The sequence below is a fragment of the Streptomyces sp. NPDC026246 genome, assembly GCF_055567995.1.
In genome coordinates, this window is record NZ_JBVHPJ010000015.1 from 119770 (window position 1) to 135096 (window position 15327).

The 15327-nt window shown below is 69.5% G+C and carries 12 protein-coding genes and 3 pseudogenes; 8 read left to right on the forward strand and 7 right to left on the reverse strand.

The window, feature by feature from the left end; translation table 11 throughout:
- Positions 1–22: 22 nt before the first annotated feature.
- Entirely contained in the window at positions 23–745 is a 723-nt protein-coding gene (locus ACZ4M5_RS30160) for a methyltransferase domain-containing protein (RefSeq protein ID WP_467741464.1), read from the reverse strand.
- Positions 746–1650: 905 nt separating this feature from the next.
- On the opposite strand from ACZ4M5_RS30160, the gene ACZ4M5_RS30165 reads away from it, so the two are divergent.
- Positions 1651–1806, forward strand: a complete 156-nt coding sequence (locus ACZ4M5_RS30165; RefSeq protein WP_010059700.1) for a hypothetical protein — start codon at positions 1651–1653, stop codon at positions 1804–1806.
- Between the two features lie 224 nt (positions 1807–2030).
- Here ACZ4M5_RS30165 and ACZ4M5_RS30170 read toward each other — a convergent pair whose 3' ends face one another.
- On the reverse strand, positions 2031–3269 hold the full coding sequence (locus tag ACZ4M5_RS30170) for a carboxylate-amine ligase (protein ID WP_467741466.1): 1239 nt from the start codon (positions 3267–3269) through the stop codon (positions 2031–2033).
- A gap of 406 nt (positions 3270–3675) precedes the next feature.
- On the opposite strand from ACZ4M5_RS30170, the pseudogene ACZ4M5_RS30175 reads away from it, so the two are divergent.
- From ACZ4M5_RS30175 to ACZ4M5_RS30200, 6 genes and pseudogenes are all read left to right on the forward strand, one after another.
- A pseudogene (locus ACZ4M5_RS30175) lies at positions 3676–3972 on the forward strand (urease subunit gamma); the annotation flags it as partial.
- 216 nt (positions 3973–4188) lie between these two features.
- A pseudogene (locus ACZ4M5_RS30180) lies at positions 4189–4530 on the forward strand (urease subunit beta); the annotation flags it as partial.
- Entirely contained in the window at positions 4527–6569 is a 2043-nt protein-coding gene (locus ACZ4M5_RS30185) for an urease subunit alpha (RefSeq protein ID WP_467741468.1), read from the forward strand. The pseudogene ACZ4M5_RS30180 and the gene ACZ4M5_RS30185, both read left to right, overlap by 4 nt.
- Before the next feature lie 105 nt (positions 6570–6674).
- Positions 6675–7349: an urease accessory protein UreF gene (locus ACZ4M5_RS30190; protein ID WP_467741470.1), complete on the forward strand. Its 675-nt coding sequence runs from the start codon at positions 6675–6677 to the stop codon at positions 7347–7349.
- Between the two features lie 28 nt (positions 7350–7377).
- Positions 7378–8073, forward strand: a complete 696-nt coding sequence (ureG, locus tag ACZ4M5_RS30195; protein ID WP_467741472.1) for an urease accessory protein UreG — start codon at positions 7378–7380, stop codon at positions 8071–8073.
- The gene (locus ACZ4M5_RS30200; protein WP_467741474.1) at positions 8070–8936 is read left to right on the forward strand and encodes an urease accessory protein UreD; all 867 of its coding nucleotides are present in this window, start codon (positions 8070–8072) and stop codon (positions 8934–8936) included. Before ureG ends, ACZ4M5_RS30200 begins: the two co-directional genes overlap by 4 nt.
- A 561-nt stretch (positions 8937–9497) precedes the next feature.
- Here ACZ4M5_RS30200 and ACZ4M5_RS30205 read toward each other — a convergent pair.
- Complete coding sequence (locus tag ACZ4M5_RS30205; protein WP_467741476.1) at positions 9498–10412, reverse strand: S41 family peptidase; 915 nt, start codon at positions 10410–10412, stop codon at positions 9498–9500.
- Positions 10413–10785: 373 nt separating this feature from the next.
- Positions 10786–11310, reverse strand: coding sequence for a hypothetical protein (locus ACZ4M5_RS30210; RefSeq protein WP_467741478.1), 525 nt, complete (start codon positions 11308–11310; stop codon positions 10786–10788).
- Between the two features lie 835 nt (positions 11311–12145).
- Between ACZ4M5_RS30210 and ACZ4M5_RS30215 the strand changes: the two genes are divergently transcribed.
- On the forward strand, positions 12146–12292 hold the full coding sequence (locus tag ACZ4M5_RS30215; protein WP_467741480.1) for a hypothetical protein: 147 nt from the start codon (positions 12146–12148) through the stop codon (positions 12290–12292).
- Between the two features lie 235 nt (positions 12293–12527).
- On the opposite strand, the gene ACZ4M5_RS30220 is transcribed toward ACZ4M5_RS30215, so the two are convergent.
- The 3 genes and pseudogenes from ACZ4M5_RS30220 to ACZ4M5_RS30230 form a co-directional block, all read right to left on the reverse strand.
- Positions 12528–12983: a lasso peptide biosynthesis B2 protein gene (locus ACZ4M5_RS30220; protein WP_467741516.1), complete on the reverse strand. Its 456-nt coding sequence runs from the start codon at positions 12981–12983 to the stop codon at positions 12528–12530.
- Positions 12984–13175: 192 nt separating this feature from the next.
- Positions 13176–13421: pseudogene (locus ACZ4M5_RS30225) on the reverse strand (PqqD family protein); the annotation flags it as partial.
- Positions 13418–15313, reverse strand: a complete 1896-nt coding sequence (locus tag ACZ4M5_RS30230) for an albusnodin/ikarugamycin family macrolactam cyclase (protein ID WP_467741482.1) — start codon at positions 15311–15313, stop codon at positions 13418–13420. The pseudogene ACZ4M5_RS30225 and the gene ACZ4M5_RS30230, both read right to left, overlap by 4 nt.
- Positions 15314–15327: the final 14 nt, after the last annotated feature.

Here is a 15327-nt window from a genome sequence, read left to right on the forward strand (position 1 = left end):
TGACGGCACGGCGCCACTCGTATCAGAGCTTTTCGCGCGTCACGGCGAAGAGCGCCCGGTCCGTCGGGAGCCCGGCGGCGTCGAAGGCACGGTGCCGTCCGAGATGCTCGACGCGGCTGCCGGAACAGGTCTCCCGCAGGTAGGTGCCGAGCCAGACGTCCGGGCTGGGCACCATCGCGGGAAGCCCGAACTCCGCAGGCATCTCATCTTCACCGGTGTCGAAGAACATCACCTTCCCGGTGCGCGCCCACACGTCCCGCAGCAGAGCTGTGGCCGTCTCCAGCCCTTGCCCGCGCACCAGGTGGTGCCACACCGACAACACCAGCGTGCAATCGGTCGCCGGCAGCAGGCCGACCGTGTCGGGCCGCAACTCCAGTTCCATGACCGCCACGTTGGTCAGCCGGTTGCGACGCACTGCCGTGGCCGCGGTACGCGCGTACTTGGCTTCCGATTCCAGTGCCACGGCCGCCACCCCCCGGCGGGCGAGCATGATCGGGAAGTAGCCGGCATTCGCACCGACATCCAGCGCCGTCCGCACGCCCAGATCGTCGACGAGCGGCTTCATCACCGCCCACCGCGACGCGGTGCCGTCCGCCCGCTTCGCCGTGCGCACCGGCAGCCCCGGCACCGGCTGATAGATGCCGTCCGGCAGCGCGTCCAGCTTCAGCCGGACCAAGTCGAAGGCACCGTCGATCACCAGACGCGCACGGTGCAGTGCCCGCCGAGCCGGGATCCGCTGATGCATGCGCACCACCCGCGTGGATGCCTGACCCGCATGATCCCGACCCACACGCCACCTCCACCGCCAGCGGACACGACACAGCTACTCGTCAGCATCGACCATGGCCACCACCAGCATCCCCACCGACGCGCAACGCAGGACACCGCTCCTCCGAGACCGAGTGAGCTCGAAGCCGGGGTGAGATGAGCTCCAGGGCACGGTTGTCCCGCCCGGGCCCGGTCTGGAGTGGAGCACTGCACGCTCTGGTGAGCGGGGGGCCGAGCCGAAACTCGTGCCGTTCCTCACCGAAGGAATCGCTTCGGTCGGGCGCGTAGGGGATGCGTGCCGGCTTGCGTCGCAACCGCGGGATGCGGGTGCCCATGCGGGCTCTTCTCTCGTCGCCCGCAATCTACCGCACGGCACCGAAGCTCATCCTGCGAGCGAGACTGGTTTCCTCGGCAGCCGGGGTTCGGCTCGGTCGAACTTCGCAGCGTTGAGACGCGACCGGAAGGGACAGTCCGTCGACATCCGACATAACGTGCATGTCGCTGGTGTCAGGCCTCGTATCGTGTGGTGCCGGTGAGGCCGAATCGCGAGTAGGGGCCGGGGGTGTCACGAGGAGAGGGAGGTCCGAAGCGAGCCGTCACCCAGCGCTGGTGGGCCGGGGGGGCCTCTCCCCTTGAGGCCCTGACCTGCCCAAACGCGCCACTGCCCCGTGTCTCGATCATCAACGTCCGAACCCGAGGGGATGGCGCACTGAACAAAATCTCGAAGCAGTGCGTGAACCCGGTGTCGCCGGGCACAAGGACTATCGCACCGAGGTCCTGGCCCTCGGCGCTGGTAAGGATCCACTAGCCAAGGGACGAAATCGGGCCCTTGCGAAGCTCAAACGCACACGCGCTTGAGCCGGAATTAACGATGGGGTTGAGATGATTATTCTTGGGCTTATTCTGCTGATTATCGGCCTGCTTGTCGGCATGGGTCTGCTGACGACGATCGGTGGAATCCTCATTCTGGTGGGTGCCATTCTGTGGATCCTGGGTGCGACCGGTCGCGCGGTCGGTGGACGCAAGCACTTCTTTTAAGAGATCGCCGGCTGTACCGGCCGGCGATCCTCGGTAGTGCTTCGTCAGGTTATGGGCTGTCTTGGCTGCTTTGAGGGCTGGACAGGCGCCGTCCGCAGGGACGCAGGCGCCGGTCCAGCCCTCAGCAGTTTTCCAGAAACGCGTCGAGGGCCCCGTAGAGGGTCGGTCCCGCGATGGCGGCACACACGCTCACGCCCCCGCCCGTGCCGGCGCATTCTTCGGACTCACTGCGGTCCGGCCTGTCCGGTCGGCGCGCCGGGTGAGGCGGATGCGGGGAGCGCCTGTGAGGGGCAGGTGGCCGCGATGACGTGATCGACGACGTCATGCAGGCTGGAGCGGTGGCGGTAGGCGGCACGCTGCCGCTCCGCTCCGCTTCCCTGCGTGCGCAGGCGCTCCCAGTGGCTGCGCACGAGGTCGAGGTCACCGCTGTGTTGCAGGGCGGGGGACAGGGTGCGCAGCATGCGCTCCGCCTGCGCCGTCGCGGGGACCAGGCGACGGGTGAGCGGGTCGAGGGCGTGTCCGGCGAGTCCGTCGCGTGCTGCCCGCCAGGAGGCGGCGCGCAGGATCTCGGGGGACGGGCGGGGAGCCGGTTCGCCGGCGCGGATGGCGTTCAGCGCGGTGGCGACCAAGGCGCGGATGACGGCGGCGAGCAGAATGGTGTCCTCGGGGGTGAGGGCCGCGTCGGCGACGCGCACCTCGACGGTGGGCAGGTGGTGAGAGGGGCGGACGTCCCAGTACAGGCCGCCGTGGTCCAGGACGGTGCGGGTGAGGATGAGTTCCTCGACGAGTTCCTGGAAGTGGGCGAGGGAGTCGAAGTAGGGGGGTGGGCCGGCCACCGGCCATCGCCCCCAGGTGAGGGTGCGCCAGCTGGCGTAGCCGGTGTCACGGCCGTCCCAGTACGGGGAGTTCGCCGCCAGCGCGGTCAGTGTCGCCAGCCAGGGGCGCAGGTGGTTGCTCACCTCGATCGCTTCACGCGGGTCTGCCACGCCGACGTGCACGTGGCAGGCGCACGCGCTCTGCTCGTCGTCCAGTGCGCGAAAGAGCGACAGGCTCTCCGCGTACCTCGGGCCCGGTGTGAGGGGCACCGGTACGACCAGGCCGGTGATGGGTGAACCGCTGGAGGCGATGCGCAGCCCCCGCCGGGCCGCCGCGTGTGCCAACGCCGCGCGTATCGAACGCAGTTCGGTGAGCGTTTCACCCAGGTGCGTATGGGGCTCGGTGCGGCCCTCGAGCTGATAGCGCGTCAGTTCGGTGCCGACGAGGTGCTCGAGGCCACCGGCAGCCGCCGCGGCCGCCGCGGCCACCTGCGGACCCTCGGGCCGCACCGATCTGCTGACGGGATCGACGAGAAGGAACTCCTCCTCCACCCCCACGGACAACAGCGCCGGCGCCTGCCCGAGGGGAGCGGGGCAGGTGGCAGGGGCGTCGTCGGGGGGCAACTGCTGCTGCGGCTGACTGGTCACGATGCCCGACTCTGGCAGAAGGCACTGCCGCCGACACGGCACAACACTTCACTCGTCCGGATTTGGGGGCCCGTTCCGCACGGCCTCCGGTAGGCCGACGAGCCGATGCCCTCGAATCGGCAGCAGGCCCGCAGCGTTTGGAGCATCGAGGTGTGGGCCGAACTGCGCGGGCGTGGCCTGAAACGTGTCGGCCGGTCGGCGCCGGATGCGCGAAGGCACCTGTCCTGGCTGAGCACTTGAAACCGGCGACGTTTTTCACCGGATGGTGTGGTGTGATCCCGGTTTGGCTCTGTGTGTGAGATGGCTCCGCGATGCTCGAAGAGCGCCCGGTTTGCCGTCACGGGAGAAGAGGCGTCGGCAGACGTGGCCGCTGCACCTGCACGACCAACAGAGAGACGGGCACATCGTGCATTTGACTCCGCATGAGCAGGAGCGCCTGCTGATCCACGTCGCGGCCGATGTCGCACGACGCCGCCGCGAGCGCGGGCTGCGTCTGAACTATCCGGAAGTGATGGCCCTGCTGACCGTGCACGTCTTCGAGCAGGCGCGGGAGGGCAAGACGGTCAGCGACATCATGGACTCGGGCCGGCACCTGCTCACCCGGGAGGAGGTGATGGACGGCGTCCCGGAGATGATCAAGGACGTGCAGGTGGAGGCCACGTTCCCCGACGGCACCAAGCTGGTCACCCTTCACGACCCTCTCCCCGAGGCCGCGGCGGAGCCCGAGGTGTACCCGGGCAAGGTGGAGCATCCCCAGCCGCCCCGCATGCCGGGCTCACCCGTCGACTGCGACGACGACGGCACGCCGTCCAGCGACTGCGACCCCGACGAAATCGTCCGCCGCTACGACCCGATCTGCTTCAACGTGCATCTCGACGGAGATCCGGAGGGTGTCAGCCTGCAGCAGGACGCCACGGTGCTGCCGGGACCGGGCAGGACGAGGATCAGGGTGAAGAACGAGTCCGACCGCCCGGTGCAGGTGGGCTCCCACTACCACTTCGCCGAGGTCAACCCGGGGTTGAAGGTCGTCAGCGTCGAGGTCCCGCCCGGCCAGGCGGTGCCCGAGGATCGCAGTCTGTGGGAGTGCGAGGCGGCGAGGGGCCGGCGGCTCAACATCGCCGCGGGTACGTCGGTGCGGTTCGAGCCGGGCGACGAATGCTGCGTGGAACTGGTGCAGATCCGCGGAGACGTCACGGCCGGCGGTGGCAGCACCAGCGACTTGAGCAAGATTCACGGACTGCGCGAAGGGATCGTTCCATGAGCACGTCGCAGGTGCACGACGGCAGCCAGGAAGCCGGGGCCGGGAGCAGGCCCAAGGCGAGCAACGAGCTGACGCGTGCGGAGTACACCGCCCTGTACGGTCCCACCACGCGCGACCGGGTCCGGCTCGCCGACACCGACCTCACGCTGCAGATCGAGGCCGACTGGAGCGGCGGCCCGTCCTACAGCGGCAACGAGATGATCTTCGGCGGCGGCAAGGTGATCCGCGAGTCGATGGGCATGTCGCACCTGGCCCGCGACGGCAAGAGCGTCACAGGCGAGGACACGGATCACAGGCCCGTGGACACCGTCATCACCGGCGCACTGGTCCTCGACTGGTGGGGTGTGGTCAAGGCGGACATCGGCATCCGGGACGGACGCATCGTCGCCCTGGGCAAGGCATACAACCCCGAGACCATGGACCCCATCCCGAGCGACCTCTTCGAGATGCCGGACCGCACCACCCGCGGGAACACGCTGCCGATCCCGGTGACGCCGACGAGCTTCGTGATCGGGCCGAGCACCGAGGCGATCTCCGGCAACGGGAAGATCCTGACCGCCGGCGGCGTGGACACCCACGTCCACTTCATCTGCCCCGGCGAGATCCACGAGGCTCTGGCCTCGGGCGTGACCACGCTCATCGGCGGCGGCACGGGTCCGGCGGAGGGCAGCAAGGCCACCACCGTGACCCCGGGCGCCTGGCACATCCGCCGCGTCTTCGAGGCGCTGGACGAGTTCCCGGTGAACGTCGGCCTGCTCGGCAAGGGCAGCACGATGAACACGCACGAACTGAACGCGCAGGTGGACGCCGGTGTCTGTGGCTTCAAGATCCACGAGGACTGGGGCGCCACGCCCGCGGTGATCGACCGGGCCCTCGACGTCTGTGAGGAGCGCGGCATTCAACTCGCTCTGCACGCCGACTCCCTGAACGAGTCGGGCTTCCTGGAGAGCACACGCGCAGCCTTCACCGGCGACGCCCGGAACGTGGACGGCGAGCCCACCGAGAACAAGGCGCGTGCCATCCACATCTTCCACGTCGAGGGGGCCGGCGGCGGACACGCGCCGGACATGATCGAGCTGGTCAAAGACCCCAACGTCCTGCCGGCCTCGACCAACCCGACCCGGCCCCTGACGGTCAACACCGTCAAGGAGCACGTCGACATGATGATCGTGTGCCATCACCTCAACCCCGAGATCCCGGCCGACATGGCGTTCGCCGACTCCCGGATCCGGCCCTCCACCATGGCCGCGGAAGATCTCCTGCACGACATGGGCGCCATCTCGATGATGTCCTCCGACGCCCAGGCGATGGGCCGCATCGGCGAGATGATCATGCGTACGTGGCAGACCGCGCACGTCATGAAGGCCCGCTATGGCCCGCTGAAGGAAGACCTCGAGGCCGCTCGCGTCCGCCCGGCCGCAGACGACGAGGACCACTCGTTCACCGAGAGGCGGCAGCCGAACGACAACTTCCGCGCACGCCGCTACGTCGCCAAGTACACGATCAACCCGGCCATCACCCACGGCATCGACGGACACGTCGGTGACGTGCAGACCGGCAAGCTCGCCGACCTGGTGCTGTGGGAGCCCAAGTTCTACGGCGTCAAACCGCACATGCTCCTCAAGGCCGGTCAGCTCGCCTACGCGCAGGTCGGGGACGCGAACGCATCCATCCCGACACCGCAGCCCTACCTGCCCCGGCCGGTGTGGGGTTCCACCGGCCGAGCCCCGGGGCGCAACTCGGTCAACTTCGTCGCCCCCGGCGTGGCCGACACCCTCAACGGAGACGGCACCAGCGACAACCCCGGTCTCGGACTCGACAAGGAGTTCGTGGACATCACCAGCACCCGGCAGGTCACGAAGGCCGACATGAAACTGAACGACACCGTGCCCGACAGCCTCGAAGTCGACCACAACAGCTTCGAGGTCACCATCGGCGGCGCGACCACATCCGACGCCCGCACCGAGATCAACGGCGCGACCGTCCCGCGCTCCTACGTCACCGAAGTACCCCTGGCGCAGCGGTACTTCCTCTTCTGACCAGCCACCCCACCCGGCCGGCCACCCCCGGCCGGGCCCGAGAGGTCCGGCCGGCGAACCCCACCCGGCATCACATCCCACCTTGCGAAAGGCAGCCGCTCCTCCATGAGCCGTGCAGCCCTGCTCCTGCTGGCCGACGGCCGCTTCCCCGCCGGAGGACACGCCCACTCCGGCGGTGTGGAAGCAGCCGTCGCCCGGCACGCCGTACACGACACCGCCGGCCTGGAAGCCTTCTGCCGAGGCCGCCTGCACACCACCGGCCTGACCATGGCCGGCCTGGCAGCCGCAGCCGCCGCCGGACTGGATCCCCTGCTGCTGGACGAGGCCGCCGACGCACGCACGCCGGGCCCCGCCCTGCGAGCCGTCGCCCGCCGCCTCGGCCGGCAGATGATGCGTGCGGCCCGTGCCACCTTCCCCTCCCAAGCGCTGGAAGCGCTGGCCGCGGCACGCCCCCGGGGCGCGTACCAGCCGATCGTGCTGGGTCTCGCCGCCCGGGCCGCCGGCCTCACCCCGGTGGACGCCGCCTACGCCGCCGCCTACGAGAACACCGGCGGCCCGGCCACCGCGGCCGTGCGCCTGCTCAGCCTCGATCCGCTCGACGCCTCAGGGCTGCTGGCCCGCCTCGGCTCCGACATCGACACCGTCGCCACCGCTGCCGCCCGGGCCGCCGACCGCGCTCTGACCGAGGGCATCGACGCCCTGCCGTCGGCGTCCTCGCCGCTGCTGGACATCACCGGCGAACAGCACGCCGCCTGGACCGTACGCCTCTTCGCCTCCTGACCCTCACCGACATCCACCGGAGCTCCCTGTGCACCTCGACCACCACGTGACCATGCCGCAGCGCCATGCCCACAGCGCCGAACCCCTCCGCACCGACGGCACCCGGCGTGCCCTCCGCGTCGGCCTGGGTGGGCCCGTGGGCACCGGAAAGACCGCCAGCGTCGCAGCCCTGTGCCGCACCCTGCGCGATCGCTGGTCCATCGCCGTCGTCACCAACGACATCTACACCCGCGAAGACGCCGAATACCTCCTGCGCGAAGCCGTCCTGCCCCCCGAACGGATCACCGCGGTCGAGACCGGAGCCTGCCCCCACACCGCGATCCGCGACGACATCTCCGCCAACCTCGAAGCCGTCGAACACCTGGAAGAAGCCCTTCAGCCCCTCGACCTCGTCCTCGTCGAATCCGGCGGCGACAACCTCACCGCCACCTTCTCCAAAGGCCTCGTCGACGTACAGATCTTCGTCATCGACGTCTCCAGTGGCGACGACATCCCCCGCAAGGGCGGCCCCGGCATCACCACCGCCGACCTCCTCGTCGTCAACAAGACCGACCTCGCACCGCACGTGGGCGCCGACCTCGCCACCATGGCTGCCGACGCCAAACGGCAACGCGGCGACCTCCCCGTCGTCTTCACCAGCCTCACCTGCGACGACGGAATCCGCGAGGTCGCCGACTGGGTCACCGCGCACCTCACCGCCTGGCACGCCGAGGCGACCGCATGACAACCGCCACATCCCCCACGGCACCGGGCCCGACGCCCCTGGCACAACAGCCGGGCGCCATCACGGTCCCGGGCTCCGACGAGCCCGCCCTGCACCCGGCCGGCGTGCGGGCCCACGCCCACATCCACGCCACCCACAACGGACACGTCACCACGCTTCCACGACTGCACAGTGACGGGCCCTTCCACCTCCGCCGCATGCGCCCCGACGGCAACACCGCCAGAGTGGGAATCATCGGTGCGATGAGCGGCCCCCTCGGCGGCGACCGGCTCACCATCGACGTCACCGCCTCCGACCGAGCCGCACTGGACGTCACCACGGCAGCCGCCACCCTCGCCCTGAGGGGACCCACCACAGCGCCCGCCACCTACGACGTACGGCTCACCGTCGGCGACCACGCCGACCTGCGCTGGCTGCCCCGCCCACTCATCAGCGCCGCGGGCAGCAACCTCCGGCAGACCTACACCATCGAACTGGCCCCCACCGCCCGGCTGCTGCTGCGCGAGGAGCAACTCCTGGGCCGCGCCGACGAAGAGCCGGGCCACCTCGTCAGCCGGCTCCTGGTCCGCCGCGCCGGACATGTCCTGCTCGACCAGCAGACTGCCTACGGAGACCCGGAACCCGGCTGGGACGGCCCCGCCGTCCTGCACCGACACCGCGCCGTCGGCCAACTCCTGCTCGTCGACCCGGCCGCCCACGTTCCCCCCACCTCGGCCTTCCTCGGCCAGGGATCCCCCTACGGACAGGGCGTCCTCACCCCACTGGCCGGCGGCCCGGCGCTGCTCGCCACCGCCGTCGCAGCGTCCTCCTCGGCCCTGCGAGACCTGCTCGACGAAGCCCTCGCCCACGCCCGGCCGAGATAGCCAGGTCCCGCCACGAGGGTGTGCGCCGCCTGCACCCGGGGCGAAGCCACGGCCCTCCGCAGCGGGGAAGCGCCCGGGTGACACGCCATGAACGCCTACGGCTGGGCCGGTGATCGTTGACCGGTGCAGTGCGAATCGGTCGGGCAGCGACCAGCTGGTCGAGGATGGGAGCACGATCGATGTCTTCCATCACGCGATCCTCACGGCTGCTCCGCTGGCCCAGACGGTCGACAGTGCGTACTCGCGCAAGAAAGGTGACTACGTGCGAGGGAGTCCCGGTTTATCCAGGAGTTGAGGTCTCTCGCTCAGGCCGGAGGGCGGCTGATCGGTAGTTGAGGCCAGTAAGTGCCTGTTTCTGAACCGCCGTTCTGAGTAGCCTTGGGGGCCTACGCTGGCGTGGTGTCCGAGGGTGCCTGGCGGGCCGGAGAGCGGCAGTGTGCGGGCTGCGGTGAACGGCTGAGGCCGGAAGCGCGCCCCGATGCCACACAACGCCACAAGACCCGCCTCGCCGAACGCCGTGACATCGCCCACGGCTACACACTCGCCACGGCGGCTTGAGCCCTACTGGCAGGCAGGATGATCGGACAACCATGCGGTTGCAGCCTCCAGAACCGGATCCCGCTTGCTACCGCGGCCCAGGTTGTCGGCCACTTCTTCGTCGGGCGGAATGGGACCGTCATATGTGCGGCCCGTGCGGTCGGCATCCTTGACCACAGTCAGAAGGAGGAGAGCCCCGTCGTGCAGCCGATACGACGTGTTGCCGGTGGGAACGCCTGTTGTTCCCTCGCCGAAAGACCGCGTGTCAGGGCGTCCACGGAATGCCACTGTCACCGCTTCTCCAGAGCTGGCGGTAGAACGGCTGGTGAGCACAGCAACCGGCGCTGATCCCGCGCCTATGGGCGTGCTCGCTCCCCAACCCTGCGGTTTCCCGTCAACGAGAGGGCTCCCTTTCTCGATCGACCACACGGACCTTTTGCCCTTGGCGTCGACGAACCCTCCGACGTCACCGTCACCGAGGATCGGCCCAACGACGGCGAGCATCGGCCACATGTTTCCACCGCGGTTCCGGCGTAGGTCGATCACCCAGCCGCATGCGGTCGGCCGATTGGCTTTCGCTACGGCCGCCCGGCCTTCCCGCACGTACTGCTGATAGATCTCATCGGACCCCAGCACTCCGGGAAGCGACAGGTACCCAACCCGCCCGGGAAGGGCCCGTCCCTCGACAGGTGAGCGGACCGGCGCGCCGCTGAACAGTTCCTTCGCGCGGTCGGGTTCGAAGGGCTGGCTGTGCCCGTCTGCCAGAGAGCTGATCGCCGTCTCAATCACCGGGTATGTGTCGACTGGATGTTGGGCGCTGCCAGCCTGCGTGAAAGCCGCCTGTCGCACCTCCGCCCAGTCGACGTCATCTCGACGCAGGGCGTTTTCTTCCATGATGTGCAACGCCTTGGACAGATAGGACCGGGCCTCGGCAGACATCTCTGCACCGGGAGACGACGACTCGCCACCTGTGCACCCGCTGCCAGCAGCAAGAACCCAAGCCAAGCCGACGACTTTCAAACGCAGCGAACGTCGCCGCCTACTATATAGAACTCGGACGGGTCGTCTGTAGCAGCACCCGGGGTCGAGCCTCGTTCGGTGACTCACGACCGTGGGCTTCAGCCCATCGCTGTCGTGGGTCTTACCGGCCGAGAACGCCGACGAGACGCGCCAGTCCGTTCGCGTCCGACAAGACCTGCATTCAGTTGGTGTCACGCGCGCCGGCAGGCGGAGCGCTGTGACCGGCTCGGCGGCCTCGGCTTCGTCCCCGCTGCGGAGGCCACCTGTTTCGCCTGCCGGCATCCCGTACCGCCTACTTCGATTGCAGGGCCTGTCGCATCCAATGGAGGCGGTCCAGGGAGCGGCGGCGCGTCCACAAGAGCCACAAACACAGCGCGAGCATGCCGGCCGCGAAGGCCAAGGGGAAGACGAAGGACCCGCTGACGACGCCCAGGACCAGCATGGCGATTGCAATGAGGCCCATGGTGCCGAGGCAGTACGGCAGCCACCTGCCCGCGCGTTCCGTCTGGTCGAGCTGCTCGGCGACCAGCCGCCGCACGGCCTCCTGTTCCTGAGGATCCTGCGGTACATCACGGTGACGGATCTTGCGTTGCAGAGTGGCGAGCCCGCCCGCGTCGGTGCCCACGGCTCGGGCGGTCCGGCGGCGCTGGACGGCCAGGATCGCGATGGCGACCCCGGTGTAGAGGGCGCTGTGGAACACCCAGACAGCCGGGTGCTCGTCCCTGCGAAGCAGGCCCGTGACGCCCAGTCCGAGGAGAAAGACCAGGATCGCTTGCGCAGTCAAACTGCGGTCCAGTAAACGCTTGAGGGAAAGCACAGTGCAGACCTCCGCAACAAGAAGTCGGGACAGCGTCGTCGCCTCTCGGATACCCCACATTCTCCGGCGTATCTGAGGCCTGACTTCGGCTCGTTGGGACGAATGTTCATGGCATGTCTGGTGGGTCCGGGGCCCGGGATGATCTCGTGGCGTGGGAGGCAAGCGAATGGGGGCGGACTGACCCCACGCCGGAGGGCTTGTGCACCGAGCAGTTCCGCCGGCTCGGCCTGAGGAGGGGAGTTCCTGGCGCACGTGCGCGGCGGCGAGGATGCTTCACTTCCCGAGCCGGTGGCTCAGGCGCCCGTCCTGCTCGGGGTGGGGCAGCCTGCAGACCCACGCGGAATGTGACTTGCGTCACACATGGGCACGTGCGGGATGCTCGCTCGTCACCGAAAACGGCTTTGGTCCGAGGCGTCTGCCGCGATATTCGATACACGCAAGGGGGCTTGACCCGCCGTCTGCCTTCAAATCGGGTGCCGGGCGCGTCCCGGAGGGTGCCGGGATGAGGGAAGGCTCGCTGACAGGAGGGCCATGCGAGACGGTCTTCTTCTGTGGGGTTCGCTGAGGGGGGCCGGATGCGGAGAGCGGTCTCAATATTCGGTTCACGACGCGACAGCATTCATCACCCGTCGCACGTCCGCGAATTGAAATGTGACGCGGTGTGGGACTCCTCGGACCGGGGCCGTTGGCCCGCGAGGGAGCATCTCAAGGGCCATTGTTATGTGCCCAATTGACGGGAACACTGGTCCATACGCGGGGTCGCCACCGCATCCGAATGTCCGGGCGCCGGTGTCGACGCGTGGGGAAGGTGAGGTGAAGTCAGGTGAGTATGAAGATGACGATGACCACCCGCTGTTCGGTTTCAGTGCATTGGCGGCACGTGCGAGTGGTCATCATCGTCATGGTCCTCGTGTTCCTGAGTGTGATGGCTCATGGAGACGGTGACATGACACTGGTCGACGCGCTGTTGCCGCGCGTCTGAGGGGCGAGCAGGCCCCTCCAGCGGGGCGGTTGCCGGGAGACCGGTGACCGCCCCTTCACTTTGTCAGGCTAGCGCACAAAGTCTGGCCGATGAAGGGGAATCTGCCGGAATTCCGACGGCGTTGGGAGAACTGTCCGGTAGGAGTCCCGGCAAGGGCCAGTCGTGTGCGAATTGAACACGGCACTCGCCTGACGCTGTGGAAGCTTTCATTCCAGCAGCGGGCTTGCCCAACCAATCAGCTCACGGAGAGAACGCGGCGGAAATCAGTGCTGCCGTACTCGTCAGCTGAGGCGATGGCGACTCCCTGCGCCTCCACCCACGCGTGGAAACGGTAGGGGTCGTCCGCCGCGCCGATGCACCACACCACCCGCCGACCGGTCAGGGCTAGGACCCCGAGCGTGGCCAGGGACAACTCCAGGCAGGCGGCGCGTCCCGGGTACCACCGCGCGGCCCGCCGCACCGCCGCGAGGGAGGCCGAGGCCTGCTCCGGGGTAGCCTCCCGCTGGCACCAGGTGCGTGCGGTCCAGCGCACCGCAGAGAGGACTGTTCTCAACGGCAGCCGGATCAACAGCAGGGCACCGAGAAGCGCGAACAGGCCGAACACCGCGTGCACGGCGCTGCGAAGAGGGCGGTCGTCTTCGTCTCGCTCCGGGTCGGCGGCCATGGTCATCTCGCTGGAGGCCAGGGGCACGCCGGTGACGGGAGAAAACGTCCCCGGTGACGGGGCGTGCAAGGCGGATGCGCGATCGTCCGGACCTCGGCCTGCGGTGACCGGTGCACGGGACACCGCGGGGGGTGGGCCTTCCGCCGCCGGATAGGGGTATGCGTGTCCTCCCGCTGCGGGGGGCGTCCGGCTCGGGTCGTACCCGGTGAGGAGGCCACGGCTGATGAGGTCGTCGGCGAGGCGGCGGGCGTCCTCACGGATCCGTTCGTGCTGCAGACCCGGGTAACGGCCGGCCACCACCAGTACCCCGGAGTCGAAATTCCCGCTGCGGCGCCACTCCTGCCAGAGAGTGTGAGCGACGCCGTTCATCGCGAAGCAGTGGCCGGACCTCATGTCCATCAGCACGCTGCCACCGTGCGGTGAGGTGCTCTCACGGACGTGATCGGACACGCTCAGCCGCGTCATGGCCCTTCCCGTCGGCTGTCTCGGGCCGTCAGCCACAGGTCCGCACCGAGCAGCCGGTTGAGCGCCGGGAAGGGTGCGGGCAGGCCCGCGACCGCCCGTTCGACCGAGGCGATCACGAGCGAGGGTTCGATGACTCCGAGTTCGGCCAGTGGGGACCGGAGGAGCCGTTCTTTGATCTGCGTCGCCGAGCGGCGGGCGCCGCGGTAGTTCTCGGTCGCGTAGTCGCCCTTGGTCCTGCGCCGCAGTACGGGGTCGGGGACCAGGCCGGCCAGGGCGGCCGCCAGCAGCGGCTTGGGCGTGAAGGGGTCGATCCGGTGCAGTAACGGAAGGCGGGTGCAGGCCCGTACGACCTCGCTGTCCAGGAAGGGAGCGTGCGGCCGGATGCCGAACGGGCGGGCTGCCGAGGTCAACTGAGCCTGCACGGCGGCGGATGTGCGCAGCTCGCAGAGGACCGCCCGCGTGCCCGGCGTCGCGAGCGCTGACGAGGATGCGAGGTCGGCCGACCGGGCGCGCTCCTCGGCCAGTTCGGCCAGGTGTCGGCGTGCCCGGGTGGTCAGCCAGGCCGTCTCGGGTCCCGGAGCCGGCCACCAGGCAACCGCGTCCGACCACTGCGGCGGATGGTCCAGGGGGTCGCCGAGACGGGTGGCCAGTTCGCTCATCGCCCGGTGCAGGGGGGTGCGCGCGAGGCGTCTGGCTCGCAGGACGACGTCTGCGGGGGAGAGTTGGCGCATGCGGGCCAGCGCGCGCCCGTCGTTCAGGAGGCGGCGCAGTCCGGCTGTGGTCGCGACGTCACCGAGGTAGGAGGGGGGAGCGGCCAGGAGTGCGTCGCCGCCCTCGCCGGTCAGGTGAATGCCGGGGCCGCCGCGCGCGATGTGGCCCAGTCGCAGCCGCGTCCGTGCGCCGATGACTGCAGCCGGGTCGGGCTGGTCCGCGGATCCGTGCTCGGGCAGGTCGGCGTAGGGAAGGGAGTCCTCGGTGCCACGGGTCACGGAGAGCCGGATGGACTGGGCTTGCTCGGCGTGGAGCAGGGCGTGGGCGAGATCGCCGGCGGGTGCGTCGGGGTGGTGGTAGACGAAGGCGTCCAGGGGCGGCCGGCCGGTTGTGCGGGCGGCAAGGAAGGCCAGGGAGGTGGAGTCCAGGCCGCCGCTGAAGTCCGCGGTGACGCGTGCTGAGCTGTCGGTGCGCAGGGTGACGGCGCGCGTGAGGGCTGACCGCAACCGGGCTGCGCTGTCCTCGAACAGCGTGCCGGGGTCGGGGGCGAGGTCCTCGTAGGTCCAGTGGTGCAGGCTGCCGGAGGGAGTGACTCTCAGGGCCTGGCCGCCACCGAGCCGGTGGACTCCGGCGTAAGCTGTGCGCCCCTCCGTGAGTTCGGGAACCGCCGGGCACAGGATGTGCGCGGCGAGCGCGGCCGTGTCGAGCCGGCCGCCAGTTCCGGACAGGGCGGCCGCGGTCCTCGCCCGCGTGGACAGGACCGTGCTGTGACCGCGGCGCCCGTAGTAGAGGGGAAACTGTCCCGCCGGGTCGGCGTACGCGGTGAGGTGACCACCCTCGTGCAGCAGGATGAGCAGATAGGCGCCCGGCCAGCGGGTCAGGCGCTCCCAGCGGCCATCCTCCACTGCCTGCCGTACGTCCTCACGCATCGTCACGTCGTCGGCCAGGCAGTGGCCGATGGCGGCCAGCCGGACATGTGCGCACCGTACGGTGCGGACCTCGCCGGTGTGCCAGGCCCCCCAGGACCACAGCACGGGTTCGCCGGGCCACAGCCGGGTGGCCCCACGAGGGGCCGGGGCAGGTGCCGGCGGCAGCAGTCCACCGATGGTGGGCCCGTCGGGATCGGGAAGAGCAGGAGACGGGCCGTGCAGATCCGTGGCAGGGGCCGCGGGCGGGGGCATGACGGCTGTCCGGA